At 74.3% G+C, this 26021-nt stretch carries 29 protein-coding genes; 27 read left to right on the forward strand and 2 right to left on the reverse strand.

Annotated features, from left to right (window positions below; all coding sequences use genetic code 11):
• Positions 1-9 precede the first annotated feature (9 nt).
• The 14 genes from JQN70_RS03335 to JQN70_RS03400 all read left to right on the forward strand — a co-directional run bounded on the left by JQN70_RS03335 (position 10) and on the right by JQN70_RS03400 (position 11672).
• On the forward strand, positions 10-324 hold the full coding sequence (locus JQN70_RS03335) for a TraR/DksA family transcriptional regulator (RefSeq protein WP_204129893.1): 315 nt from the start codon (positions 10-12) through the stop codon (positions 322-324).
• A gap of 81 nt (positions 325-405) precedes the next feature.
• Positions 406-771: a DUF948 domain-containing protein gene (locus tag JQN70_RS03340; RefSeq protein WP_204129894.1), complete on the forward strand. Its 366-nt coding sequence runs from the start codon at positions 406-408 to the stop codon at positions 769-771.
• Complete coding sequence (locus JQN70_RS03345; RefSeq protein WP_204129895.1) at positions 768-1130, forward strand: hypothetical protein; 363 nt, start codon at positions 768-770, stop codon at positions 1128-1130. Before JQN70_RS03340 ends, JQN70_RS03345 begins: the two co-directional genes overlap by 4 nt.
• Positions 1131-1234: 104 nt before the next feature.
• The gene (gene alaS / locus JQN70_RS03350; RefSeq protein WP_204129896.1) at positions 1235-3931 is read left to right on the forward strand and encodes an alanine--tRNA ligase; all 2697 of its coding nucleotides are present in this window, start codon (positions 1235-1237) and stop codon (positions 3929-3931) included.
• Positions 3931-4464, forward strand: a complete 534-nt coding sequence (gene ruvX / locus JQN70_RS03355; RefSeq protein WP_204129897.1) for a Holliday junction resolvase RuvX — start codon at positions 3931-3933, stop codon at positions 4462-4464. The genes alaS and ruvX overlap by 1 nt, the downstream gene beginning before the upstream one ends.
• The gene (mltG, locus tag JQN70_RS03360) at positions 4461-5636 is read left to right on the forward strand and encodes an endolytic transglycosylase MltG (protein ID WP_204129898.1); all 1176 of its coding nucleotides are present in this window, start codon (positions 4461-4463) and stop codon (positions 5634-5636) included. The genes ruvX and mltG overlap by 4 nt, the downstream gene beginning before the upstream one ends.
• On the forward strand, positions 5630-6457 hold the full coding sequence (locus tag JQN70_RS03365; protein ID WP_307835791.1) for a shikimate dehydrogenase: 828 nt from the start codon (positions 5630-5632) through the stop codon (positions 6455-6457). The genes mltG and JQN70_RS03365 overlap by 7 nt, the downstream gene beginning before the upstream one ends.
• Positions 6454-7137: a prepilin peptidase gene (locus JQN70_RS19845; protein ID WP_204129900.1), complete on the forward strand. Its 684-nt coding sequence runs from the start codon at positions 6454-6456 to the stop codon at positions 7135-7137. Before JQN70_RS03365 ends, JQN70_RS19845 begins: the two co-directional genes overlap by 4 nt.
• 24 nt (positions 7138-7161) lie before the next feature.
• Positions 7162-8391 (forward strand): chorismate synthase, encoded by a 1230-nt coding sequence (aroC, locus tag JQN70_RS03375; RefSeq protein WP_204129901.1) that lies wholly within the window; start codon positions 7162-7164, stop codon positions 8389-8391.
• Positions 8391-8897, forward strand: a complete 507-nt coding sequence (locus JQN70_RS03380; protein WP_204129902.1) for a shikimate kinase — start codon at positions 8391-8393, stop codon at positions 8895-8897. The genes aroC and JQN70_RS03380 overlap by 1 nt, the downstream gene beginning before the upstream one ends.
• On the forward strand, positions 8894-9967 hold the full coding sequence (aroB, locus tag JQN70_RS03385; RefSeq protein WP_204129903.1) for a 3-dehydroquinate synthase: 1074 nt from the start codon (positions 8894-8896) through the stop codon (positions 9965-9967). Before JQN70_RS03380 ends, aroB begins: the two co-directional genes overlap by 4 nt.
• A gap of 192 nt (positions 9968-10159) precedes the next feature.
• Entirely contained in the window at positions 10160-10720 is a 561-nt protein-coding gene (efp, locus tag JQN70_RS03390) for an elongation factor P (RefSeq protein ID WP_204129904.1), read from the forward strand.
• 3 nt (positions 10721-10723) lie between these two features.
• A complete protein-coding gene (gene nusB / locus JQN70_RS03395) occupies positions 10724-11137 on the forward strand; it encodes a transcription antitermination factor NusB (protein WP_204129905.1) in 414 nt (137 codons plus the stop codon).
• 43 nt (positions 11138-11180) lie between these two features.
• A complete protein-coding gene (locus JQN70_RS03400; RefSeq protein ID WP_204129906.1) occupies positions 11181-11672 on the forward strand; it encodes a GNAT family N-acetyltransferase in 492 nt (163 codons plus the stop codon).
• A 13-nt stretch (positions 11673-11685) separates the two neighbouring features.
• Here JQN70_RS03400 and JQN70_RS03405 read toward each other — a convergent pair whose 3' ends face one another.
• On the reverse strand, positions 11686-11868 hold the full coding sequence (locus JQN70_RS03405) for a hypothetical protein (protein ID WP_204129907.1): 183 nt from the start codon (positions 11866-11868) through the stop codon (positions 11686-11688).
• A gap of 156 nt (positions 11869-12024) precedes the next feature.
• Between JQN70_RS03405 and JQN70_RS03410 the strand changes: the two genes are divergently transcribed.
• The gene (locus tag JQN70_RS03410; RefSeq protein WP_204129908.1) at positions 12025-12402 is read left to right on the forward strand and encodes a hypothetical protein; all 378 of its coding nucleotides are present in this window, start codon (positions 12025-12027) and stop codon (positions 12400-12402) included.
• Between the two features lie 19 nt (positions 12403-12421).
• Here JQN70_RS03410 and JQN70_RS03415 read toward each other — a convergent pair whose 3' ends face one another.
• Complete coding sequence (locus tag JQN70_RS03415; protein WP_204129909.1) at positions 12422-13180, reverse strand: metallophosphoesterase family protein; 759 nt, start codon at positions 13178-13180, stop codon at positions 12422-12424.
• Between the two features lie 132 nt (positions 13181-13312).
• Between JQN70_RS03415 and pyrR the strand changes: the two genes are divergently transcribed.
• The 12 genes from pyrR to JQN70_RS03475 all read left to right on the forward strand — a co-directional run bounded on the left by pyrR (position 13313) and on the right by JQN70_RS03475 (position 25940).
• Entirely contained in the window at positions 13313-13939 is a 627-nt protein-coding gene (pyrR, locus tag JQN70_RS03420) for a bifunctional pyr operon transcriptional regulator/uracil phosphoribosyltransferase PyrR (protein ID WP_307835792.1), read from the forward strand.
• A complete protein-coding gene (locus tag JQN70_RS03425; RefSeq protein WP_204129910.1) occupies positions 13936-14880 on the forward strand; it encodes an aspartate carbamoyltransferase catalytic subunit in 945 nt (314 codons plus the stop codon). The genes pyrR and JQN70_RS03425 overlap by 4 nt, the downstream gene beginning before the upstream one ends.
• A complete protein-coding gene (locus tag JQN70_RS03430) occupies positions 14877-16181 on the forward strand; it encodes a dihydroorotase (protein WP_204129911.1) in 1305 nt (434 codons plus the stop codon). The genes JQN70_RS03425 and JQN70_RS03430 overlap by 4 nt, the downstream gene beginning before the upstream one ends.
• Positions 16175-17338 carry a glutamine-hydrolyzing carbamoyl-phosphate synthase small subunit gene (carA, locus tag JQN70_RS03435; RefSeq protein WP_204129912.1) on the forward strand — a complete coding sequence of 388 codons (1164 nt, stop codon included), beginning with the start codon at positions 16175-16177 and terminating at the stop codon, positions 17336-17338. Before JQN70_RS03430 ends, carA begins: the two co-directional genes overlap by 7 nt.
• The gene (gene carB, locus JQN70_RS03440; protein ID WP_204129913.1) at positions 17338-20667 is read left to right on the forward strand and encodes a carbamoyl-phosphate synthase large subunit; all 3330 of its coding nucleotides are present in this window, start codon (positions 17338-17340) and stop codon (positions 20665-20667) included. The genes carA and carB overlap by 1 nt, the downstream gene beginning before the upstream one ends.
• Complete coding sequence (locus JQN70_RS03445; RefSeq protein WP_204129914.1) at positions 20664-21539, forward strand: dihydroorotate dehydrogenase electron transfer subunit; 876 nt, start codon at positions 20664-20666, stop codon at positions 21537-21539. The genes carB and JQN70_RS03445 overlap by 4 nt, the downstream gene beginning before the upstream one ends.
• A complete protein-coding gene (locus JQN70_RS03450) occupies positions 21539-22498 on the forward strand; it encodes a dihydroorotate dehydrogenase (protein WP_204129915.1) in 960 nt (319 codons plus the stop codon). The genes JQN70_RS03445 and JQN70_RS03450 overlap by 1 nt, the downstream gene beginning before the upstream one ends.
• A gap of 35 nt (positions 22499-22533) precedes the next feature.
• A complete protein-coding gene (pyrF, locus tag JQN70_RS03455; protein WP_204129936.1) occupies positions 22534-23361 on the forward strand; it encodes an orotidine-5'-phosphate decarboxylase in 828 nt (275 codons plus the stop codon).
• A gap of 89 nt (positions 23362-23450) precedes the next feature.
• Positions 23451-23768, forward strand: a complete 318-nt coding sequence (mihF, locus tag JQN70_RS03460) for an integration host factor, actinobacterial type (RefSeq protein WP_204129916.1) — start codon at positions 23451-23453, stop codon at positions 23766-23768.
• Positions 23765-24346 (forward strand): guanylate kinase, encoded by a 582-nt coding sequence (gene gmk / locus JQN70_RS03465; RefSeq protein ID WP_204129917.1) that lies wholly within the window; start codon positions 23765-23767, stop codon positions 24344-24346. The genes mihF and gmk overlap by 4 nt, the downstream gene beginning before the upstream one ends.
• A 3-nt stretch (positions 24347-24349) precedes the next feature.
• Positions 24350-24628: a DNA-directed RNA polymerase subunit omega gene (gene rpoZ / locus JQN70_RS03470; protein ID WP_204129918.1), complete on the forward strand. Its 279-nt coding sequence runs from the start codon at positions 24350-24352 to the stop codon at positions 24626-24628.
• A gap of 7 nt (positions 24629-24635) precedes the next feature.
• Complete coding sequence (locus JQN70_RS03475) at positions 24636-25940, forward strand: bifunctional phosphopantothenoylcysteine decarboxylase/phosphopantothenate synthase (RefSeq protein WP_204129919.1); 1305 nt, start codon at positions 24636-24638, stop codon at positions 25938-25940.
• The last annotated feature ends 81 nt before the right edge of the window (positions 25941-26021 follow it).

Here is a 26021-nt window from a genome sequence, read left to right on the forward strand (position 1 = left end):
CGTGGGGAGATGGACACCGACGCCGCCCTGGCCGCCCACGAGGACCGGCTCGTCGCCGAGCTCGCCACCCTGACGGCCACGCCGCCCGAGGGGGAGAACCTCTCGTTCGGCAAGCGCATCGGGGACGGCACCTCGCTGGCGGTCGACCGCCTGTCGGCCGTCGCGGTGCAGGAACAGCTCCTCGACGCCCTGGCGCAGGTCCGTCGGGCCCGCGGACGCGTCGCCGACGGCACCTACGGCACCTGCGAGGTGTGCGGCGACCCGATCCCCGCGGCGCGGCTCGAGGCGCGGCCGTGGGCGGTCCGGTGCGTCCGGCACGCGTGATCAGCCCGGGCCCCGGCCCGCACCGGCGGTGCACGAGAACCCCGGCGACCGGCCCCGGGCCCGGCCGGTAGGGTCGGCGCCATGGACGTCACCCTCGGAGGCATCGCCGGGCTCATCGCCGCGCTCGCGTTCGCGTACCTCGTCGTGCGGGTCGCCGGGCTGGTCGGCAAGGCCGGTCGCATCCTCGACGAGACCCGCGAGAGCGTCCGGACGACCACCGAGAACGTCCAGCCCACCCTCAAGAGCCTCACCGACACCGTCGGGCTGACCAACGACCAGCTGACCCGCGTCGATGCGATCACCAGCTCGGTGTCGACGATGACGACCAACGCCTCGGCGCTCACCTCCGTGTTCGCGGCGACCGTCGGGTCGCCGCTCATCAAGGTCGCGGCGTACAGCTACGGCGTGCGCACCGCGGTGCGCGGCCTGCGGAAGGCATCGCGATGAGGATGCGCACCGTCCTCCTCGGCGCCGCGGTCGTGGGGGCCGGCTACCTCCTGTGGCGCCGGCCGGCGACGCAGCGCTTCGTCGCGACCGTCCGCGACGCCGCCACCGAGCGCGAGGCGCAGCTGCGCGAGGCGGTCGAGACGGCGGTCCGCGAGGACGCCACGACCCGCGCGCCCCGCCACGCGGCCGGTGCGCGCGTGCCCGACCTCGACGTCGACGCCGGCTGGGACCGCGACCGCCCGGCCCTCGCCGACGGCGACCGCGGGCGCAGCCTGAGCCCCGAGGAGGCCCGCGCGCTGCTCCTCGACCCCGCCGGCCACGCCCGCGCGGACGGGCCCGACGGCGGACGAGCTCGGTAGGGGCCACCCGCCCCCGCCTCCGCACGCCCGCCCGTTCCCCCGTGCGTCCCGCCCTACGATGGCGGCCTGCCCGCGCACGGCCCACACCCCAGGACTGACACGACATGGAAACCGCTGAGATCCGCCGCCGCTGGCTCGACTTCTTCGGCAGCCGCGACCACACCGTGGTGCCGAGCGCCTCGCTCATCCTCGACGACCCGAACCTGCTGTTCGTCAACGCGGGCATGGTCCCGTTCAAGCCGTACTTCCTCGGCCAGGAGACGCCGCCGTGGCCGCGCGCCACGAGCGTCCAGAAGGTCGTGCGCACCCAGGACATCGAGGAGGTCGGCAAGACCTCCCGGCACGGCACGTTCTTCCAGATGAACGGCAACTTCTCCTTCGGCGACTACTTCAAGGAGGGGGCGATCGCCCTCGCCTGGGAGCTCGTCACCACCCCGCAGGACCGGGGCGGCTTCGGCCTGGACCCCGAGCGCATCTGGCCCACCGTCCTCGACGGCGACGACGAGGCGTTCGGCATCTGGCACGAGCAGGTCGGCATCCCGGTCGAACGCATCGTGCGACGCGGCCTTGCCGACAACTACTGGCACATGGGCGTCCCGGGCCCGGGCGGCCCCTGCTCGGAGATCTTCTACGACCGTGGTGCCGAGTACGGCCCGGACGGCGGCCCGGCCGTCGACGAGGACCGGTTCATGGAGTTCTGGAACCTCGTCTTCATGCAGGAGAACCTCTCCGAGGTGCGCACGAAGGTCGACTTCGACGTCACCGGACCGCTGCCGCGCAAGAACATCGACACCGGGATGGGTCTGGAGCGCATCGCCTCCATCCTCCAGGGCGTCGACAACATGTACGAGATCGACGAGGTCTACCCGGTGCTCGCCCGCGCGGCCGAGATGACCGGCAAGGACTACGGCACCCGCTCGGGGCACTCCGCGGGCTCCAGCCACCCCGACGACGTGCGGCTGCGGGTCGTCGCCGACCACGTCCGCTCCTCGCTCATGCTCATCGGCGACGGCGTGACGCCCGGCAACGAGGGCCGGGGCTACGTCCTGCGCCGGATGCTGCGCCGCGCCGTCCGTGCCATGCGCCTGCTCGGCCACGAGGACCCGGCCCTCCCCGAGCTGCTCCCGGTCTCGCTCGAGCGGATGGAGCAGTCCTACCCCGAGCTGCGCACCGACTGGGACCGCATCAGCCAGACCGCGTACGCCGAGGAGGAGGCGTTCCGGCGCACCCTCGCGTCGGGCACGACGATCCTCGACACCGCCGTCGCGCGCACCAAGCAGTCCGGTGGCGGCGTGCTCGCGGGCGACCAGGCCTTCCAGCTGCACGACACCTACGGCTTCCCGATCGACCTCACCCTCGAGATGGCGGCCGAGCAGGGCCTCGAGGTCGACCGCGACGGCTTCGCCCGCCTGATGCAGGAGCAGCGCGAGCGCGCCCGCTCCGACGCCAAGGCGAAGAAGACGAGCCACGGCGACACCAGCGCCTACCGCGGCATCGCCGACGGCCTCGGTGCGCCGGTGGAGTTCACCGGCTACCACGAGGTCGTCTCCGAGGGCCGCGTCGCGGGGCTGCTGCTCGACGGCGCGCCGGTGGCCTCGGCGAGCGCGGGCCAGGACGTCGAGCTGGTCCTCGACCGCACCCCGTTCTACGCCGAGGGCGGCGGCCAGCTCGCCGACGGCGGCCTGCTGCGGCTCGGCAGCGGCGCACTCGTCGAGGTGCGTGACGTCCAGTCGCCCATCACCGGCCTCGTCGTGCACAAGGCGACGGTCGTCGAGGGCGAGGTCGCCACCGGAGAGACGGCGCTGGCCGAGGTCGACATCGAGCGGCGCCGGTCCATCTCGCGCGCCCACACCGCGACCCACATGGTGCACAAGGCGATCCGGGAGGCGTTGGGGGAGACCGCGACCCAGGCCGGGTCCGAGAACTCGCCGGGTCGCTTCCGGTTCGACTTCCACGCCTCCTCGGCGCTGCCGGCGTCGGTGATGCGCGACGTCGAGTCCCGCGTCAACGCGCTGCTGCTCGACGACCTCGCGGTCCGGGCCGACGTCATGACCCAGCAGCAGGCGCGCGACGCCGGCGCCATGGCGCTCTTCGGCGAGAAGTACGGCGACGCCGTGCGCGTCATCTCGGTCGGCGACTGGGCCCGCGAGCTCTGCGGCGGCACGCACGCCGAGCGCACGACGCAGCTCGGCCTGGTCACGCTGCTCGGCGAGGCGTCCATCGGCTCGGGCGTCCGGCGCGTCGAGGCGCTCGTCGGCGCCGATGCGTTCTCGTTCCTCGCCCGCGAGCGGGCCATCGTCGGCCAGCTCACCGAGCTGCTCAAGGGCCGCCCCGAGGAGCTGCCGGAGCGGGTGGGCGGCCTCGTCACCCGCCTCAAGGACGCCGAGCGCGACCTCGACCGGCTGCGCAAGGAACAGCTCCAGGCGGCGGCCGGGTCGCTCACGGACGGTGCCCGGGACGTCGGTGGGGTCACCTTCCTCGCGCACGACGCGGGCGAGGCCGGCGCCGACGACGTCCGCACGATGGTCCTCGACCTGCGCGGCCGGCTCGGTGCCGAGCGCCCGAGCGTCGTCGTCGTCACCGGTGTGGCCAAGGGCCGCCCGGTCGTCGTCGTCGCGACGAACGAGCCGGCCCGCGGCCGTGGCATCAAGGCCGGCGAGCTGGTGCGCGTCGCGGCCTCGACGCTCGGCGGCGGGGGCGGCGGCAAGGACGACATCGCCCAGGGCGGCGGCCAGGACCCGTCGAAGGTCGGCGAGGCGCTCGCGGCCGTCGAGTGGCGCGTCGGGGAGCTCGCCGGCTGATGTCCGCGCCCGCGGAGGGTCGAGAACGCGGCGTCCGGCTGGGCGTCGACGTCGGGTCGGTGCGCGTCGGTGTCGCCCGCAGCGACCCCGACGGCCTGCTCGCGACCCCCCTCGAGACCGTGCCGCGCACGGCCGAGGGGCCGGCCGCGGCCGGCGACGAGGACCTCGAGCGGGTGGCCGCCCTCGTCGCGGAGCACGGCGCCGCCGGTGTCGTCGTCGGGCTGCCCCGTTCGCTCTCCGGGGACCAGGGGCCCGCAGCGGCCCGGGCGCGCACGTATGCTTCCGTGCTGGCGGCGCGCATCGCCCCCGTCCCGGTCCGGCTCGTCGACGAGCGGCTCTCGACGGTCGAGGCGCACCGCGCGCTCCGCGACAGCGGGGTCGCCGGGAGGCGGCAGCGCGCCGTGGTCGACCAGGCCGCGGCGGTGCTCATCCTCCAGTCGGCCCTCGACGCCGAGCGGACGACCGGGTCCCCTGCGGGGGAGCGGGTCGGAGGACGACGGCGCAAGCCACGGACGAAGGGCACGACGACGTGAGCCAGGACTTCACCGAGACGATCTTCGGTGACGAGACCCCGCGCCGTGCCCCGCGCACCCGTCGCGAGGTGCAGCAGCGGCGTCGCCGCCGGAAGCCGCGCCGCGGACGTCGCCTCCTCGCCGTGCTCCTCGCCGTCGGCCTCATCGGCGGCGCCGCGTACGGCGCCTGGACGGTGCTCGGCCCGAGCGTCAGCGGTCTCTTCGGTGGCAGCGACGGCGGCGAGGTCGACTTCGCCGGTCCCGGCGAGGGCGAGGTCGAGGTCGTCGTCAAGCAGGGCGACACCGGCGAGGCCATCGCCTCCACCCTGCGCGACGCCGGCGTCACGAGGACCCGCACCGCCTACCTCGACGCGGCCGCGGCCGACCCGACCTCGGCGGCCAAGATCCAGCCCGGCACCTACCTGATGCTCAAGGGGATGAAGGGCGTCGACGCCTTCGCCCTGCTCGTCGACCCCGCGAACCGGCTCGCGCAGCGGGTGACGATCCGCGAGGGCCTCTGGAAGAACGAGACCTTCGCCGCGCTCTCGAAGGCCACCGGCGTCCCGGTCGCCGAGTACACGAAGGCGGCCAAGGACGCGAAGGCGATCGGCCTGCCGTCCGCCGCCGACGGGAACGTCGAGGGCTGGCTGTTCCCGGCGAGCTACGAGTTCGACGACAAGACCACGGCCACCGACCAGCTCAAGCAGATGGTCGCGCTCACCGTCAAGGCGCTCGAGGACGCCGGCGTCGCGGAGAAGGACTGGGAGCGCACGCTGACCATCGCCTCGATCGTCGAGGGCGAGGTGAGCGGCGACGCCGACCGCGGCAAGGTCGCCCGCGTCGTCCTCAACCGGCTCGACGGCGGCCCGCCGAGCTACGGCCTGCTCCAGATGGACTCCACGGTCCACTACGCCGCCCAGCAGCGCGGCAAGGCGGGCACCACCGACTCCCAGCGCGCGAGCGACAGCCCGTACAACACCTACAAGGTGCAGGGCCTGCCGCCCGGCCCGATCGGCAACCCGGGCAAGGCCTCGATCGAGGCGGCCGCCAACCCGGCCGACGGCGACTGGGTCTTCTTCGTCACCGTCGACCCGAGCACCGGCGAGACGAAGTTCGCCTCGACCTCGGCCGAGCACGACCGCAACGTCCAGGAGTTCCAGCAGTGGTGCTCCGACAACCCCGGCAAGTGCTGAGGGCGGCGGTCCTCGGCTCCCCGGTCGCGCACTCGCTCTCCCCGGTCCTGCACCGGGCGGGGTACGCGGCGGCCGGGCTCGACGGCTGGGAGTACGGCCTCCACGAGGTCGACGCCGCGGGGCTGCCCGGTTTCGTCGGAGGTCTCGACGGCTCGTGGCGCGGGCTGTCGCTGACCATGCCGCTCAAGGAGGTCGCGCTCGACGTCGCCACGACGGCGTCGGAGCTCGCCCGGCGCGCCGGGGCGGCGAACACCCTCGTCCGCCGGTCCGACGGCGGGTGGGACGCGACGAACACCGACGTCGCCGGGCTGGCCGCCGCCCTGCGCCCGCACCTGGCCGGCATCCCGGCGCGGGCGCTGGTGCTCGGGGCGGGGGCGACCGCCCGGTCGGCGGTGCTGGCCCTCGCCGGGCTCGGTGTCACGACGCTCACCGTCCGGGCCCGGGACACCGGGCGGGCGGCCGACCTGCTCGCCTGGGCGCTCGACGCCGGGGTCGGCATCCGCAACGGATCGGTCGCGGCGATCGACCCGTGGGTGAGCACCCGCGACGACGTCGTCGTCTCCACCGTCCCGCCGGCCGCCGCCGAGGCGGTCGCCGCCACCGTGCCCGAGCAGCACGGCGGGGTCTTCCTCGACGTCGTGTACGCCGGCTGGCCCACCCCGCCCGCGCGGGCCGCCGCGGCCGCGGGGATGACCGTCGTCTCCGGGCTCGACATGCTCGTGCACCAGGCCGCCGAGCAGTTCGCGCTCTTCACCGGGCAGCCCGCCCCGGTCGAGGCGATGCTCGCGGCCGGGCGCCGGGCCGCCGGGGTCGGCCCGTGACCCCGTGGTGGGTGGTGCTCGCGGGGGCGCTCGTCCTCGGCGTCGTCGGGCACCTCACCGGGCGCGAGCTGGCGACCGGCGGCTACCGCATCGAGGAGGACGAGGCCGAGCATCCGCCGGGGAACCCGTGGTGGACCGGCCCGGCCACCGGGGCGCTGGCCGGCGTCGCCGCGTGGTCGGTGCAGGACCTCGGGGGATGGGCCGCCCTCCCGCCGTTCCTCCTCTTCGCCTGGCTCACCGTCGCGCTCGTGTGGATCGACCTCGACGTCCACCGCCTGCCCGTCGGCCTCGTCGTGCCCGGGGGCGCCGCGCTCCTCGTGCTGGTCGCCCTCGCGGTGCTCGCCACCGGCGGCCCGCGGTGGCAGGGCACGCTCATCGGCGCCGCGCTGATGGGCGGCTTCTACCTCGTCCTGTTCCTCCTGCCCGGCGGCGGGGTGGGCTTCGGCGACGTCCGGCTCGCGCCCGTCATCGGGGCGCTCCTCGGCTTCCTCGGCACGACGCACGTCGTCATCGGGATGTGCGCCGGCTTCCTCGTCGGGGGGCTGGCGGCCGTCGCGATGCTCGTCCTGCGGCGGGTCGGCCTGTCGTCGCACATCGCCTACGGGCCCGCGATGTGCCTCGGCGCCTGGTTCTCCATCGCCTTCACGCCTCGCATCGTGATCGCCCTCGGGGGCGGCTGAGGCGCCCGTGACAGGATTGCCGGCATGCTGCGCTGGTTGACCGCGGGCGAGTCGCACGGACCCGCCCTCGTCGCGACGATCGAGGGCCTGCCCGCCGGGGTCGAGGTCGGCACGGCCGACGTCGCCGCCGCGCTGGCCCGGCGCCGGCTGGGGTACGGCCGGGGGGCCCGGCAGAAGTTCGAGCAGGACGAGGTCGAGATCCTCGGCGGGGTGCGCCTCGGGTCGACCCTCGGGTCCCCGGTGGCCATCCGGATCGGCAACACCGAGTGGCCGAAGTGGCGCACGGTCATGAGCCCGGACCCGGTGTCGTCCGCCGACTACGCGGCCGCCGACGACGTCAACGCCGAGAAGGAGGTCGCCCGCAACCGTCCGCTCACCCGACCGCGGCCCGGCCACGCCGACCTCGTCGGGATGCAGAAGTACGGCTTCGACGACGCGCGGCCGGTGCTCGAGCGGGCCTCGGCGCGCGAGACCGCCGCCCGGGTGGCGCTCGGGGCCTTCGCCTCCGCGCTGCTCGAGCAGGCCTACGGCATCCGGCTCGTGTCGCACACGGTCGCCATCGGGTCGGCCGGGGTGCGCGACGACGCGCCGCTGCCCGGGCCGGACGACGTCGAGGCGCTCGACGCCGACCCCGTGCGCGCCTTCGACCCGGCCGGGTCGGCCGCGATGGTCGCCGAGGTCGACGCCGCCCGGCGCGACGGGGACACGCTCGGCGGGGTCGTCGAGGTCGTCGCCGTCGGGGTGCCGCCGGGGCTGGGCTCGCACGTGCACTGGGACCGCCGGCTCGACTCGCGCCTCGCCGCCGCGCTCATGGGCATCCAGGCGATCAAGGGGGTCGAGGTCGGCGACGGCTTCCGCACCGCCGCGCGCCGGGGGTCGCAGGCGCACGACGAGATGGAGCGCGACGCCTCCGGGGTCATCCGGCGGCGCACGGGCCGGGCCGGTGGCACCGAGGGCGGGATGTCGGTCGGCGGCGTGCTGCGCGTCCGGGCCGCGATGAAGCCGATCTCCACCGTGCCGCGGGCGCTCGACACCGTCGACACCGCGTCCGACGAGCCGGCGACGGCCATCCACCAGCGCTCCGACGTGTGCGCGGTGCCGGCCGCCGGCGTCGTCGCCGAGGCGATGGTCGCGCTCGTGCTCGCCGAGGCGTGCCTCGAGAAGTTCGGCGGCGACTCGCTCGCCGAGACCGCGCGCAACCACCGCGCCTACCTCGACGCCATCCCCGCCGCGATGCGCACGTGGGACGCCTGATGCCGCGCGTCGTCCTCGTGGGCCCGCCCGGGTCGGGCAAGACCACCGTCGGTCGGGCCGTCGCCGACCTGCTCGGGGTCGGGTTCCACGACACCGACGCCGCGGTCGAGTCCGCGGCGGGGCGCAGCATCTCCGACATCTTCGTCGAGGACGGCGAGCCGGCGTTCCGGGCCCTCGAGCGGGCCGAGGTCGCGCGGGCGCTGGCGGCCGAGCCGGGCGTGGTGGCCCTCGGCGGTGGGGCGCCGGTCGACCCGGAGACCGAGCCGCTGCTCGCCGGGCACGCCGTCGTCTTCCTCGACGTGGGCATCGCCGACGCCGCCAGGCGGGTCGGCTTCGATCGCTCGCGCCCGCTGCTCGCCGTCAACCCGCGCGCGTCGTGGGTGCGGCTCATGGGGGAGCGGCGGCCGGTCTACGAGCGCGTGGCCACGCACGTCGTCGACACCGCGGGGCGTCCGGTCGAGGACGTCGCGGCCGAGGTCGTGGGCCTGCTCGGGGCACCGGCGTGAGCGAGCCGGTGGTCATCGCCGTCGGCGACCTGCACGACGTCGTCGTCGGCCGCGGGGTGCTGGAGCGGGTGCCGGGGCTCGTGCCCGACGCCGCGCGGCAGGTGCTCGTCGTCCGTCCCGAGGGGCTCGAGCGGTACGCCTCCGCCGTCGCGGCCGGGCTGCGGGACGCGGGGCTGGTGGTCCACGAGGCGGCGGTGCCGGACGCCGAGCGGGCCAAGACCTCGGCCGTGGCCGCGGAGCTGTGGGCGGTGCTGGGGCAGCACGCGTTCACGCGCACCGACGTCGTCGTGTCGGTCGGCGGGGGGACGGTCACCGACCTCGCGGGGTTCGTCGCGGCCACTTGGCTGCGCGGCGTGCCCGTGGTCCACGTGCCCACGACGCTGCTCGCGATGGTCGACGCCGCCGTCGGGGGCAAGACGGGCATCAACACCGCCGAGGGCAAGAACCTCGTGGGGGCGTTCCACTCACCGGCCGGGGTCGTCTGCGACCTCGACGTGCTGGAGACGCTGCCGCCGGCCGACCTCGTCGCCGGGCTGGCCGAGGTCGTCAAGGGCGGGTTCATCGCCGACCCGCGCATCCTCGAGCTCGTCGAGGGCGCGCCGGCGGACGCGGCGCGGTGGGACTCCCCGGTGCTCGCCGAGCTCGTGCGCCGCAAGGTCGCCGTCAAGGCCGAGGTCGTGGCGGCCGACCCGCGCGAGGCGTTCCGGCGCGAGGTCCTCAACTACGGGCACACGCTCGGGCACGCCGTCGAGCAGGTGTCGGGCTTCGGCGTGCGGCACGGCGAGGCGGTGGCGGTCGGGATGGTCTTCGCCGCCGAGCTCGGGCACCGCACCGGCACCGTGTCCGACGAGCTGCTCGCGCGGCACCGGTCGGTGCTCGCCGCCGTCGGGCTGCCGACGACCTACGACGGGGCGTCCTTCGAGGCGCTGCTCGCGGCGATGGCTCGCGACAAGAAGTCGCGCGGGTCGCTGCTGCGCTTCGTCGTCCTCGACGGCCTGGCGAACCCGGTGCGCCTCGAGGGGCCCGACGAGTCGCTGCTGCGCGCCGCGCTCGACGCCCTCGCCCCCTGACCCCTCGTTCGAGGTGAAACCCGGACCCGGATCCGGTCCGGTATCACCTCGACCCGCCCAGCGGAGGCCGGTGGCGGTCGGGGAGGGGGCCCGCGTGGCGGTACGATGGCCGCTGATCCCCGGCCCCTCGTGGGGCTGACGCGCGCCCACCGTCGGGTGCGCGCCCACCGATCCGAAAGCGACACCAGCGAAGTGGCATCGACCAACGACCTCAAGAACGGCCTCGTCCTCAACCTCGAGGGCCAGCTGTGGTCCGTCGTGGAGTTCCAGCACGTCAAGCCCGGCAAGGGCCCGGCCTTCGTGCGCACGAAGCTGAAGAACGTCCTCTCCGGCAAGGTCGTCGACAAGACCTTCAACGCGGGCGTCAAGGTCGAGACGGCCAACGTCGACAAGCGGACGATGCAGTACCTGTACAACGACGGCACCGACTTCATCTTCATGGACGGTGACACCTACGACCAGCTGCCGATCAGCCCCGAGGTCGTCGGCGACGCCGCGAAGTACCTCCTCGAGAACCAGGACGCGATCGTCGCCCGCCACGACGGCACCGTCCTCTACGTCGAGCTCCCGGCGTCCGTGGTCCTCGAGATCACCTACACCGAGCCGGGCCTCCAGGGCGACCGCTCCACCGGCGGCACCAAGCCGGCCACCCTCGAGACCGGCGCCGAGATCGCCGTCCCCCTCTTCCTCGAGACGGGCACGAAGATCAAGGTCGACACCCGCGACGGCTCCTACCTCGGCCGGGTCAGCTGACCCGTGGCCGCCCGCACCAAGGCCCGCAAGCGCGCCCTCGACCTGATGTTCGAGGCCGAGCAGCGGGGTCTCGCCCCCGCGGACCTGCTGCGCGAGCGGCTCGCGAAGCCGGTCACCGAGCACGCCCTCGCCGAGCTGACCGCCGACCTCGTCACCGGTGTCTCCGAGCACCGCGACCAGCTCGACGAGCTGATCACCACGTACGCGCAGGGCTGGACCCTCCAGCGGATGCCGGCCGTCGACCGCGCCATCCTGCGGCTCGGGGCCTTCGAGGTCCTGTACTCGCCGGACGTGCCCGAGAACGTGGCCATCAGCGAGTGGGTGGGCCTGGCCACCGAGCTGTCCACCGACGACAGCCCGCGCTTCGTCAACGGCCTCCTCGCCCGGCTCGCCGAGGTCAAGCCGACCCTCGCCTGAAACCCGCTTGCCACCCGGCGCCCGCAGGGAGCACCGTCGGCGCGTGACCGTCCGCCTCGCCACCGATGCCGACCTGCCGCTCCTCGGCCCGCTCGAGGACACCGGGGACCGGCAGTTCGAGACGCTCTTCGGCGCGCTCGACTGGCCGCCGGCGGACACCGGAGCGCAGCGGGCCGCCGAGCCGGGCTTCCTCCTCGTCGCCACCGAGGACGACGAGGTGGTCGGGTTCGCGCACGTCCTCGACCTCGACGGGCACTGGCACCTCGAGCAGCTGTCGGTCGACCCGGGCCACCAGCGGCGCGGTCACGGCGCGGCCCTGCTGGCCGCCGTGCTCGTCGGCGCCGGCGCCCGGGGCGCGACCGAGGTCACGCTGCGGACCTACGCGGACGTCCCGTGGAACGGGCCCTGGTACGCCCGGCACGGCTGGGTGGAGGTGTCGGACCCGCCCTGGCACGCGACGCTGCTCGAGGGGGAGGCGCGGATGCGCCTCGCCGAGCACGGCCGCCGCATCGCGATGCGCCGGCCCGTCGACTGAGCGGGGCGGCGGCTCAGCGGGTGCCGGCGCTCGCGAAGACGACCTCGGGCCACGGGGACGCCGCGAGCCAGCGCCGGAAGGTCTCGGCGTCGGCGTCGGCCGGCGGGAAGAGCGGTTGGCGTCCGAGCTCCCGGACCGCCTCGGCCTCGGGACAGGTCGGGACCCCGGCGGGGGTGCTCGTGCTCGTCGTGGTCACGGAGGCCTCCTTCGGGTCGCGGCGTCGTCCGACCATGACAGTGTGTTACCTGATGCATACGCATGGGTTATGTGTCTCACGGACCGGATGCCCTCCGCCCACCGGTCGGCGCCCGGGCCCTTCCCCCCGGGCCGGCGGGCGTGGTGCACTGTGCCGATGAGCACCCTCGGACCCCGGCTGGCGCAGGCGATCGCGGCCAAGGACGCGGCCGCCGTCCGCGACCTGGTGAGCGACGACGTCGACTTCCGCGGCCTGACCCCCGGCCGGGCCTGGGAGGGCCGCGGCCCGGACGCGCTCGTCGAGGTCCTCTTCGGGTCGTGGTTCGAGGACTCCGACGAGGTCCGTGCGCTGCTCGACGTGACGACGGGGGCGCCGGTCGAGGACACCCTGCGCGTGTCGTACCGCCTGGCCCTCCGCAACGCCGACGGCGACTTCACGGCCGAGCAGCAGGCCTACTACCGCGCCGAGGGCGACCGGATCGGCTACCTGCGGATGCTCTGCTCCGGGTTCCGGCCGTCCGCCGCCGACGGCTGAGGCCCCCGGCGCGGCAGGCTCACCGGCCGTCGCGCGGGCCGAAGACCGTGAGCGCGACCGCGTCGGAGTGCTCGCCGCGCACGTACTCGTCGACCCAGGCCCGCGCATCCGGGTAGGCCGACTCGGCGACGATGCGCTCGCACACGGCGTCGACGTCGACCTCGGTGTGCCGCAGGGAGACCTGGCCATCCCGCAGCAGCGCCCAGGCGCCACCCACCCGCCCGTACGGCATGCCGATGCTCCCCGGGTTGACGACGAGGCGGCGGTCGACGAGCCGCACGAAGGGCATGTGGGTGTGGCCGCAGCAGACGGTGCGCACCGACTCCGGGAGGTCCGCGAACGCCTCCGCCCAGCGCTCGAGCCGGGTGTCGACCAGCACCACCTCGTCGTCGTCGCGCGGGCTGCCGTGGCAGAGGACGACGTCGCCGAAACCCCTGAGCGACACGGTGACCGGATGGGGGAGCGCCTCGAGCAGGGCCAGCTGGTCGGGCCGCAGCGCCGACGCCGCGAACACCGACTCGGGGTGCGGGCACGGCTCCCCGCGGGTGATCCCGACGACCTCCCGGTCGGCGTTGCCGCGCACGAGGAGCACCCGGTCGCCGAGGGCGCTCAGGGCGTCGAGGGTCTCGACGGGCATCGGGCCCGAGACGAGGTCGCCGGTGACGACGACGAGGTCGGCGCCGCGCACGTCGGGCTCGGCGAGCACCGCCTCAAGGACCGGCAGCACCCCGTGGGTGTCGGAGAGGAGGGCGACCGAACCGACGTCACTGGTGTCCATCCACCGACGGTACGGCGACACGGTCCACGGAGCGGCCGGTGTCGGCCGGACGTTCGCCGAGGGCGTAGGGTGGGCGCCGATCGACGTCCTTTAACGACCTGTCCCGTGAGGCAGGGAAGGAGGTCTGCGCCTGTGCGCGCCGACGACACGCTGCCCCCGGCCGGCGACGCCGCCGCTCCCGGTGCTCCCCGCACCGTGATGAGCGAGGCCGACGTCTCCCGGGCCCTGCGCCGCATCGCCCACGAGATCGTCGAGCGCAACAAGGGCGCCGACGACCTCCTCCTGCTCGGCATCCCCACCCGCGGGGTCGAGCTCGCCCGGCGCCTCGCCGCCCTGCTGCACGAGATGGAGGGCGCGGACGTCCCCGTCGGCGAGCTCGACATCACGATGTTCCGCGACGACCTGCGCCACCAGCCGACCCGGGCCCCGATGCCCACCCGCATCCCGGCGGCGGGCGTCGACGACCGGGTCGTCGTCCTCGTCGACGACGTCCTCTATTCCGGGCGCACCATCCGTGCCGCGCTCGACGCCCTCGCCGACCTCGGCCGGCCGCGCGCGGTGCGCCTCGCCGTCCTCGTCGACCGCGGCCACCGCGAGCTGCCCATCCGGGCCGACCACGTCGGCAAGAACCTGCCGACCGCGCACACCGAGCGGGTCATGGTGCGCCTCGCCGGGGTCGACGAGGCCGGCGACTCCGTCACCATCGCGGCCGGCGAGACCCGGGCCGGACGTCCCTCGACCCCGGGAGGCCCCCGATGAGGCACCTGCTCTCCAGCGCCGACCTCACCCGCGACGACGTGCGGATGCTGCTCGCCACCGCGGCCGAGATGCACGAGGTGCAGCGGCGCGACGTCAAGAAGCTGCCGACCCTGCGCGGGCGCACCGTCATCAACCTCTTCTTCGAGGACTCCACCCGCACCCGCAGCTCCTTCGAGATCGCCGGCAAGTGGATGAGCGCCGACACGATCAACATCACCGGCAAGGGCAGCAGCACGAGCAAGGGCGAGTCCCTGCGCGACACCGTGATGACCATCGACGCGATGAGCGTCGACTGCGTCGTCATCCGGCACATGGCCAGCGGCGCCGCGCACCAGGTGGCGCAGTGGGTCGACGCGAGCGTCGTCAACGCCGGCGACGGCACCCACGAGCACCCGACCCAGGCCCTGCTCGACGCCTACACGATGGAGCAGCGCCTCGGCAGCCTCGAGGGTCGGCGGGTCGCGATCGTCGGCGACCTCACCCACAGCCGGGTCTTCCGCTCCAACGCCATCACGCTGCGCCGGCTCGGTGCCGAGGTCACGCTCGTCGCCCCGCCGACCCTCATGCCGAGCGGCATCGGGCCGTGGGCCGCCGCCGACGGCCTCACCCTCACCGACGACCTCGACGCCGTCCTCGCCGCCGGCCCCGACGCGGTGATGATGCTGCGCGTCCAGAAGGAGCGGATGAGCGGCGGCTTCTTCCCGACCCCGAGGGAGTACACCGTGGGCTTCGGCCTGACCCGCGAGCGGCTGCGCGCGCTCGTCGACGCCAACCCCGAGGCGGTCATCTGCCACCCCGGCCCGATGAACCGCGGCCTGGAGATCAGCGCCGACGCCGCCGACGCCGCCCAGAGCCTCGTCCTCGACCAGGTGTCGGCCGGCGTCGCGGTCCGGATGGCCGTGCTCTACCACCTGCTCGCCGGCGAGGAGGTGGCCGCGTGAGCGCCCTCCTGGTCACCGGGGCACGGATCCTCGGCGAGGGCGCGGCCGACCTCCTCGTGCGCGACGGCGTGATCGCGGCGGTCGGCGCCGACGCCGCCACCGACGCGCCCGGCGACGTCGAGCGCCTCGACGCCGACGGCCTCACCCTCCTCCCGGGCTTCGTCGACCTGCACACCCACCTGCGCGAGCCGGGCCGCGAGGACACCGAGACCATCGCGTCGGGCTCCCGGGCCGCGGCCGCCGGGGGGTTCACCGCCGTCCTCGCGATGGCCAACACGAACCCCGTCACCGACACCGCCGAGGCCGCCGAGCGCATCCTCGACCTCGGCCGGGCCACGGGCCTCGTCGACGTCGTCCCGGTCGGGGCCGTCACCAAGGGCCTCGAGGGCGCCGAGCTCGCCGAGCTCGGCCTGATGCACCGCTCCCGCGCCCGGGTCGGCGTCTTCTCCGACGACGGGCGGTGCGTCGCCGACGCCCGCGTGATGCGCCGGGCGCTGGAGTACGTCCGCGCCTTCGGCGGCGTCGTCAGCCAGCACAGCCAGGACCCCACGCTCGCCGGCTCCTCGGCCTGCTGCCACGAGGGCGAGCTCTCCGGCCGTCTCGGTCTGCCCGGCTGGCCGCCGGTGGCCGAGGCCGCGGTCATCGCCCGCGACGCGATGCTCGCCCGGCACACCGGCAGCCGTGTCCACGTGGCGCACGTCTCCACCGCCGAGGGGCTCGAGGTCGTGCGCTGGGCCAAGGCGCAGGGCATCGCGATGACCGCCGAGGTCACCCCGCACCACCTGGCCCTCGGCACCGAGCTGCTCACCGGGTACGACCCCGTCTTCAAGGTCAACCCGCCGCTGCGGCCCACCGAGGACCAGGAGGCCCTGCGTGAGGGCCTGCTCGACGGCACCGTCGACGCGGTCGCCACCGACCACGCCCCCCACGCGCGGCACGACAAGGAGCACGCCTTCGTCGACGCCGCCTTCGGGATGCTCGGCCTGGAGACCGCCTTCGGGGTCGTGCACGACCTGCTCGTCGCGTCCGGGCGGATGTCGATGGCCGACCTCGCCCGCGTGATGTCGACCAACCCGGCGCGCATCGCCGGGCTGTCCGGCCACGGCCGACCGCTCGCTCCCGGCGAGCCGGCCAACCTCGTCCTCGTCGACCCCACGGCCACGGTCACCGTCGACCGCGAGGCCTCGCACTCCCTGTCCCGCAACACCCCGTGGCACGGCCGGTCCCTCACCGGCGCCGTGCACACGACGATCCTGCGCGGCACCGTCACCGCGCGGGAAGGAGAGCCTGCACCGTGCTGACCACCCGCGAGCCCGCCGTCCTCGTCCTCGAGGACGGGCGCACCTTCACCGGCCTGGCCTACGGCCACCTCGGCTCGACCGTCGGTGAGGCCGTCTTCTCCACCGGCATGACCGGCTACCAGGAGACCCTCACCGACCCGAGCTACCACCGGCAGGTCGTCGTCATGACCGCCCCGCACGTCGGCAACACCGGCTGGAACGACGAGGACGACGAGTCCTCGCGCATCTGGGTCGCCGGCTACGTCGTGCGCGACCCCGCGCTGCGGCCGTCGAGCTGGCGGAGCACCCGCTCGCTCGAGGAGGAGCTCGACGCCCAGGGCGTCGTCGGCATCTGCGGGGTCGACACCCGCGCCCTGACCCGCCACCTGCGCGAGCGCGGCGCGATGCGGGTCGGCATCTTCTCCGGCGACGTCTCCGCGCTCAGCCGTCCGGACCTGCTGCACCGCGTCACGGGGGCCCCGGAGATGGCCGGTTCGGCGCTCGCCGCCGAGGTCGCCACGAAGGAGACCTACGTCGTGCCGGCGGTGGGGGACAAGCGGTTCACCGTCGCGGCGGTCGACCTCGGCATCAAGTCCAACACCCCCCGGATGATGGCCGAGCGCGGCATCGAGGTGCACGTCCTGCCGGCCACCGCGAGCCTCGACGACGTCCGCGCGGTCGGCCCCGACGGCGTCTTCTTCTCCAACGGCCCCGGCGACCCGGCCACCGCCGAGGTCCAGGCCGAGCTGCTGCGCGGGGTGCTCCGTGAGGGCATCCCCTACTTCGGCATCTGCTTCGGCAACCAGATCCTCGGCAAGGCCCTCGGTTTCGGCACCTACAAGCTGAAGTACGGACACCGCGGCATCAACCAGCCGGTCATGGACCGCACGACCGGCAAGGTCGAGGTCACAGCGCACAACCACGGCTTCGCCGTCGACGCCCCGCTCGAGGGCTCCACCGCGACGGAGTTCGGCGAGGTCACGGTCAGCCACGTCTGCCTCAACGACGACGTCGTCGAGGGCCTCGAGGTCCGCCGTGGCGGCGCCGGCGGGAAGGGCCGCCTCGTCGCCTTCTCCGTGCAGTACCACCCGGAGGCCGCGGCCGGCCCGCACGACGCCGCGTACCTCTTCGACCGCTTCACCGACCTGATGCTCGAGTTCTCGGAGGTCCCTGTCTGATGCCCAAGCGCGACGACATCAGGAGCGTCCTCGTCATCGGGTCCGGACCGATCGTCATCGGCCAGGCCTGCGAGTTCGACTACTCGGGCACCCAGGCCTGCCGGGTGCTGCGCGAGGAGGGCATCCGCGTCGTCCTCGTCAACTCCAACCCGGCGACGATCATGACCGACCCGGAGTTCGCCGACGCCACGTACGTCGAGCCGATCACCCCGGAGATCGTCGAGAAGATCATCGCCAAGGAGCGCCCGGACGCCGTCCTCGCGACCCTCGGCGGCCAGACCGCGCTCAACTGTGCGATCGAGCTGCACGACCGCGGCATCCTCGAGAAGTACTCCTGCCCGCTCATCGGCGCCAACGTCGAGGCCATCCAGCTCGGGGAGGACCGCGAGAAGTTCAAGGGCGTCGTCGACGCCGTCCGTGACCTCGACGGGCTCCCGGCCGAGTCGGCCCGCTCGAGCATCTGCCACTCGATGGACGAGGTGCTCGCCGCCGCCGACGACCTCGGCTACCCGGTCGTCGTCCGGCCCTCGTTCACGATGGGCGGCCTCGGCTCGGGCTTCGCGTACACCGAGGAGGAGCTGCGCCGCATCGCCGGCGCCGGCCTCCAGTACAGCCCGGTCACCGAGGTCCTCCTCGAGGAGTCGATCCTCGGCTGGAAGGAGTACGAGCTGGAGGTGATGCGCGACAACGCCGACAACGTCGTCGTCGTCTGCTCCATCGAGAACCTCGACCCGATGGGGGTGCACACCGGCGACTCGATCACCGTCGCCCCCGCCCTGACCCTCACCGACCGCGAGTACCAGACGTTGCGCGACATCGGGATACAGATCATCCGGCGGGTCGGCGTCGACACCGGCGGCTGCAACATCCAGTTCGCCGTCAACCCCGTCGACGGCCGGGTCGTCGTCATCGAGATGAACCCGCGGGTGTCGCGCTCGTCGGCGCTGGCCTCGAAGGCCACCGGGTTCCCGATCGCCAAGATCGCCGCGCGGATGGCCATCGGCTACACGCTCGACGAGGTGCCGAACGACATCACCGAGGAGACGCCGGCCTCGTTCGAGCCGACCCTCGACTACGTCGTCGTCAAGGCTCCGCGGTTCGCCTTCGAGAAGTTCCCGGCCGCCGACGACACCCTGACGACGACGATGAAGTCGGTCGGCGAGGCGATGGCCATCGGGCGGTCGTTCACCGAGGCGCTCCAGAAGGCGCTGCGCAGCCTGGAGAAGGCCGGCAGCAGCTTCCACTGGACCGGCGAGGCGCCGAGCACCGAGGAGGCCCGGGCGCTGCTCGAGCTCGCCCGGCGCCCCACCGACGGCCGGATCGTCCAGGTGCAGCAGGCGCTGCGCGGCGGGCTGAGCGTCGAGGAGGTGCACGACGCCACCGGCATCGACCCGTGGTTCCTCGACCAGATCGAGCTCGTCAACGAGGTGGCCGAGGCGGTCGCGGTGGCCGACGAGCTGACCCCGGCGCTGCTGCGGCTGGCCAAGCGCCACGGCTTCAGCGACGCCCAGCTCGCGTCCCTACGCTCCATGCCCGAGGCCGTCGTGCGCGGCGTCCGGCACGCGCTCGGGGTCCGCCCGGTCTACAAGACCGTCGACACGTGCGCCGCCGAGTTCGCGGCCCGCACCCCGTACCACTACAGCGCCTACGACGAGGAGAGCGAGGTCGCCCCCCGCGAGCGGCCGGCCGTGCTCATCCTCGGCAGCGGCCCGAACCGCATCGGTCAGGGCGTCGAGTTCGACTACTCCTGCGTCCACGCGAGCTTCGCCCTGCGCGACGCCGGCTTCGACACCGTGATGGTCAACTGCAACCCCGAGACGGTCTCCACCGACTACGACACCAGCAGCCGCCTCTACTTCGAGCCGCTGACCCTCGAGGACGTCCTCGAGGTCGTGCACGCCGAGCAGCAGGCCGGGCCGGTGGCTGGTGTCGTCGTCCAGCTCGGCGGGCAGACGCCGCTCGGCCTCGCGAAGGCGCTCAAGGAGAACGGGGTGCCCATCGTCGGCACGTCGCCCGAGGCCATCGACCTCGCCGAGGACCGCGGTGCCTTCGGTCGCGTGCTCCACGAGGCCGACCTGCCGGCGCCGAAGCACGGCACCGCCTACAGCGCACCGGAGGCCGTCGAGATCGCCCGCGAGATCGGGTACCCGGTGCTGGTCCGGCCGTCGTACGTCCTCGGCGGGCGAGGGATGGAGATCGTCTACGACGACGAGACGCTCTCGGCCTACGTCGAGCGGGCGACGGTCGCCAGCCCCGAGCACCCGGTGCTCGTCGACCGGTTCCTCGACGACGCCATCGAGATCGACGTCGACGTCCTCTACGACGGCGAGGAGATGTACCTCGGCGGGATCATGGAGCACATCGAGGAGGCCGGCATCCACTCCGGCGACTCCTCGTGCGCCCTGCCGCCGGTCACCCTCGGCGCCACCGAGCTCGAGCGGGTCCGTGAGTCGACCCGCCGGCTCGCCGAGGGCATCGGGGTGCGCGGGCTGATGAACGTGCAGTTCGCCCTCGCGCAGGACATCCTCTACGTCCTCGAGGCCAACCCCCGGGCCTCGCGCACGGTGCCGTTCGTCGCCAAGGCCACGGGCGTCGCCCTGGCCAACGCCGCGGCACGGATCATGCTCGGCGCGACCATCGCCCAGCTGCGCGACGAGGGCGTCCTGCCCCGCTACGCCGACGGCGGCCGGATGCCCGCCACGGCGCCGGTGTCGGTCAAGGAGGCGGTGCTGCCGTTCAAGCGGTTCCGTACCGCCGAGGGCCTCGTCGTCGACAGCCTGCTCGGCCCGGAGATGCGCTCGACCGGCGAGGTCATGGGCATCGACACCGACTTCGGGCGGGCCTTCGCCAAGAGCCAGCTCGGTGCGATCAGCGGGTTGCCCACCAGCGGAACGGTGTTCGTGTCGGTCGCCAACCGCGACAAGCGGGCGATCATCTTCCCCGTCAAGCGCCTGGTCGACCTCGGCTTCCGCATCCTCTCGACCTCCGGTACGGCAGAGGTGCTGCACCGCAACGGGATCGAGGCCGACGTCGTGCTCAAGCACGCCGAGCGCGGGGAGGGCGGCCAGTCGGTCGTCGACCTCATCAACGCCGGTGAGGTCGACATGGTCGTCAACAGCCCGAGCGGCCCGAGCGCCACGACCCGCGCCGACGGCTACGCCATCCGGGCCGCGACGGCGGCGATGGACAAGCCGATCATCACGACGGTGCAGCAGCTCGCCGCGGCGGTGCTCGCCATCGAGGCGGTGCAGCACGACGACCTCGCGGTCACGTCGCTGCAGGACCACACGGCCGCCCTCGACCTGCACGGCATCGGGGCGGACGCGTGAGCGCAGGGGTCGTCCAGGTCGCCGGGGAGGTCATCGCCAACCGGCGGGTCGGCGCGTACCACCACCTGACGCTCGTCGCCCCGGGCGTCGCCGAGCTCGCCCACCCCGGGCAGTTCGTCGCGCTGGCCGTCGGCGGACCGACCTCCGCCAACCTGCTGCGCCGCTGCTTCTCGATCCACAAGGTCAAGCCGTCGGGCACCTACGGCGGCACCGTCGACGTCGTCGTCGCGGCGCACGGCCCGGGCACGCAGTGGCTCACCGGGCTCTCGGCGCACGACGCCGTCGACGTCGTCGGCCCCCTCGGCCGGCCGTTCCCGCTCCCGGCCGAGCCGGTCGCCTGCGTGCTCGTCGGCGGCGGCTACGGGTCGGCGCCGCTCTTCTGGCTCGCCGAGGCGCTGCGCGAGCGCGGCTGCCACGTCGAGATGGTGCTCGGCGCCGCGTCGGAGGACCGGCTGTTCGGCGTCGTCGAGGCCCGCCGCAGCGCCGACGGCGTCACCGTCACCACCGACGACGGCTCGGCCGGCCGACGGGGCTGGGTCTCCGACGTCCTCGGCGACGTCGTCGACCGCACGTCGGCCGGCGTCGTCTACGCCTGCGGCCCGATGGGGATGCTCCGCTCGGTCACCGACGTCGCGCGGGCCCACGGGGCGGTCGCGCAGGTCGCGGTCGAGGAGTCGATGGCCTGCGGCGTCGGGGTGTGCATGACCTGCGTCATGCCCGTCACCGGCAACGACGGCGTCACCCGGATGGTCCGCTCGTGCGTCGAGGGGCCGGTCTTCCGGGGCGACCGCGTGCGCTGGGACGCCATCGAGGGCGGCATCACGCGGGTGCCGGACGACGCGCTCGGGGCGCCGAGGCCGGGGGGTCACTGATGGCCGACATGACCACCGTGCTCGCCGGGGTCGAGCTGCCGAACCCGGTGATGACGGCGTCGGGCTGCGCCGCGAACGGCCAGGAGCTGCACCGGTTCTTCCCGGTCTCCGAGCTCGGCGCGTTCGTCACCAAGACGGTGATGAAGGACCCGCGCTCGGGCCGGGCGACCCCGCGGATGGCCGAGACGGCGTCGGGGATGCTCAACTCGATCGGGCTGCAGGGCCCGGGCATCGACGTGTTCTGCGAGAAGGACCTGCCGTGGCTCGCCGAGCAGGGGGCCCGCGTGCTCGTCTCGGTCGCCGGCAACACCGCCGAGGAGTTCGGCGAGGTCGTCCAGCGGCTCGTCGCCTCGCCCGCATGGTCGTGCGTCGTCGGGGTCGAGGCGAACATCTCGTGCCCCAACGTCGCCAACCGCGGGCTGGTCTTCGCGTGCGACCCGGTCTCGTCCGAGCGGGTCGTGCAGATCGTCCGCACCCGGGTGCCCGACGGCGTGCCGGTGTTCGCGAAGCTCACCCCGGACGTCACCGACATCGTCGCCATCGCGGACGCCGCGCTGCGGGCCGGCGCCGACGGGCTGACGATGATCAACACGTTGCTCGGCATCGTCATCGACACCGACCTGCTCCGTCCGCAGCTCGCCGGGACGACGGGCGGCCTCTCCGGCCCGGCGGTGCGCCCGGTCGCCGTCCGGGCGATCTGGCAGGTGGTGTCGGCGATGCGCGCCGGCACCGTGCCGACCGCGCCGGTCATCGGGGTCGGGGGAGTGCGCACCGGCAAGGACGCCCTCGAGCTCGTCGCCGCCGGGGCCTGCGCCGTCCAGGTGGGCACCGCGACGTTCAACGACCCGCACGCACCGCGCCGGGTCCTCACCGAGCTCGAGGCCGAGGTCACCCGCCACGGCGTCACCCGCTTCGCCGACCTCGTCGGCATCGCCCACGAGAGGATGGTCACGCTGTGAGCCAGACACCCTTCGGCACCCGGCTGCGCGCCGCGATGGACGCGCACGGGCCGTTCTGCCCGGGCATCGACCCGCACGCCGCGCTCCTCGACGCGTGGGGCCTGCCCGACACCGTCGACGGGCTCGAGCGGTTCGCCCTCACCTGCGTCGAGGCGTTCGGCGGGCAGGTCGCGTGCGTCAAGCCGCAGTCGGCGTTCTTCGAGCGCTTCGGGTCGCGCGGGGTGGCCGTGCTCGAGCGGACCCTCGAGGGGCTGCGGGATGCAGGCACCCTCACCCTGTTCGACGCCAAGCGCGGCGACATCGGCACGACGATGGGCGGGTACGCGCAGGCCTACCTCTCCGACGACTCGCCGCTGCGGGCCGACGCCGTGACGGTCAGCCCGTACCTCGGGTACGGCTCGCTCCGGCCGGCGCTCGACCTCGCCGCCGCGACCGGCCGGGGGGTCTTCGTCCTCGCCCTGACGTCGAACCCCGAGGGCCCCTCGGTGCAGCACGCCGTCCTCGACGGGCGGACCGTCGCGGCGTCGGTCGTCGCGGGGGCCGCGGCCGACAACGCGGCGGCCCGTGGCGCGGGCGGCCTCGGCAGCGTCGGGCTCGTCGTCGGCGCCACCATCGGCGCCGCGGCGCACGACCTCGGGCTCGACCTCGCGGGCTCTGCCGCACCGCTGCTCGCGCCGGGCCTCGGGGCCCAGGGCGGGACCCCGGAGGGGCTGCGCGAGGCCTTCGGCGACGCCCTGCCCCAGGTGCTCGGCAACAGCTCGCGAGAGGTCCTCGGGGCCGGTCCCGACGTCGCCGCCCTGCGCGCCGCGGCCCGGCGCAGCGCCGAGGACCTGGCGGCCGTCGTCGGGGTGCGGAGGGGCTGACGCGAGGCCCCGCCCGGGCGCGGTACAGTCGCGACCGTACAGCCGGGCGTTGAGCAGCCAGCGCCTGCAGCGACCGCAAGGAACAACCCGTGGCCCTTCCCCCGCTCACCCAGGAACAGCGCGCCGCCGCCCTCGAGAAGGCGGCTGCCTCACGACGCGAGCGTGCCGAGGTGAAGAACCGTCTCAAGCGCGCCGGCGCCTCGCTCGGCGCGGTCATCGAGCAGGGGAAGACCAACGACGTCGTCGGGAAGATGCGGGTCTCGGCGCTCCTCGAGTCGATGCCCGGCGTCGGCCGCGTGCGCGCCCGCCAGATCATGGAGGAGATCGGCATCTCCGAGAGCCGCCGGGTCCGCGGCCTCGGCCAGAACCAGGTGGCGGCCCTCCTCGACCGCTTCGGGCGGCAGTGACGACCCGCTCGCGCCTCACCGTCCTCGCCGGACCCACCGCGGTCGGGAAGGGGACCCTCGCGGCGTACGTCCGGGAGCACCACCCCGAGGTGTGGCTCTCGGTGTCGGTCACCACCCGCCACCCGCGCCCGGGCGAGGTCGACGGCGTCCACTACCACTTCGTCTCCGACGAGCGGTTCGACGAGATGGTCGCCGCCGGCGAGCTCCTCGAGTGGGCGGTCGTCCACGGCCGGGCCAAGTACGGCACGCCGCGCGGTCCGGTCGAGGAGGTCCTCGCCGCCGGGCGCCCGGCGCTGCTCGAGATCGACCTCCAGGGTGCGCGCCAGGTCCGCGAGACGATGCCCGACGCGTTCTTCGTCTTCCTCGCGCCCCCGAGCTGGGACGAGCTGGTCCGCCGGCTCGTCGGCCGGGGCACCGAGGACGCCGAGGAGCGGGCCGCGCGGCTCGACACCGCACGCCAGGAGCTGGCGGCCGCGGAGGAGTTCGACGTCACCATCGTCAACGACGAGGTTCGGCGTGCGGCGGAGGACCTCGTATCATGGACGCGAACCCCCGTCCCCACATCGAAACGAGACTGACGCGTGTCCGGAACCACGGCGAACCCCATCGGCATCACCAACCCGCCGATCGACGAGCTCCTCGAGCAGGCCGACTCCAAGTACGCCCTCGTCCTCTACTCGGCCAAGCGGGCCCGGCAGATCAACGCCTACTACGCCCAGCTCCAGGAGGGCCTCCTCGAGTACGTCGGCCCGCTCGTCGACTCCGAGGTCCACGAGAAGCCGCTGTCCATCTCCCTGCGCGAGATCAACGAGGGCCTCCTGACCTCCGAGCCGACCCCCGAGACCCCGGCCGAGGGCTGACCCCACCGTGAAGGTCGTCCTCGGCGTCGCGGGGGGCATCGCGGCGTACAAGGCCTGCTCGCTCCTGCGGCTGCTCACCGAGGCCGGCCACGACGTCACCGTCGTCCCCACGGCGTCGGCCCTGCACTTCGTCGGTGAGGCGACCTGGGCGGCGCTGTCCGGCAAGCCGGTCCACACCGACGTGTGGTCCGACATCACCGAGGTGCCGCACGTGCGGATCGGCCAGGAGGCCGACCTCGTCGTCGTCGCCCCGGCCACCGCCGACCTGCTGGCCCGCGCGGCCACCGGGCAGGCCGACGACCTGCTCACCAACGTCCTGCTCACCGCGCGGTGCCCGGTCGTCATGGCCCCGGCCATGCACACCGAGATGTACGAGCACCCCGCGACGCAGGCCAACATCAGCACCCTCACCGAGCGCGGCGTCCACGTCGTGCCGCCGGCCTCGGGGCGCCTCACCGGGCGCGACTCCGGGCCCGGTCGGCTGCCCGAGCCCGAGCAGCTCTTCGAGATCTGCCGCCGTGAGCTCGAGCGCGGGGATTCATCCCCGACTTCGTGGGGGGACAGCCGCCCGACCCGCCGATCTGACGGCGTGTCGGCGGACGCTGCCCCACAAGGTCGGGGGGAGTTGTCGGGGCGGCGGGTCGTCGTCACGGCCGGGGGCACCCGCGAGCCGCTCGACCCGGTGCGCTACCTCGGCAACCGCTCGTCCGGCAAGCAGGGGTACGCCCTGGCCCGGGTGGCCGCCGAGCGCGGCGCCGACGTCGTCCTCGTGACGACCTCCTCGCTGCCGGTGCCCGCCGGGGTGCGGGCCGTGCCGGTCGAGACCGCCCTCGAGCTCGAGGCCGCGGTGACGGCCGAGGTGGGGGAGGCCGACGTCGTCGTCATGGCCGCCGCGGTCGCCGACTTCCGGCCCGCCTCGTACGCCGAGCACAAGATCAAGAAGACGCACGGGTCCGGGGCCGACGGGTCGCCCGACGAGTCGGCGCCCGACATCGTCCTCGTCCGCAACCCCGACGTGCTCGCCGGCCTCGTCGCCGCCCGTGGGGCGTCGGCCTCGCCGGTCGTCGTCGGGTTCGCCGCCGAGACCGGCGACGCGTCCGGCTCGGTGCTCGAGCACGGCCGGGACAAGCTGGCCCGCAAGGGCTGCGACGTCCTCGTCGTCAACGAGGTCGGCACCGACGTCACCTTCGGCAAGGACGAGAACACCGTCCACGTCCTGCGGCGGGGGAGCGAGGACGTCCTCGACGTCGGGCCCGCGAGCAAGGACGCCGTCGCCGCCGCCGTCTGGGACGTCGTCACCGACCTCCTCTGAGGCGGGTCCCGACCGGGGGGGGGGGGGGGGGCGGGGCGGCGCCCCCCCCCCGGGGGGGGCGGGGGGGGGGGGTGGGGGGGG

It is taken from the genome of Phycicoccus sonneratiae (genome assembly GCF_016887965.1).
GTDB lineage: Bacteria > Actinomycetota > Actinomycetes > Actinomycetales > Dermatophilaceae > Phycicoccus > Phycicoccus sonneratiae.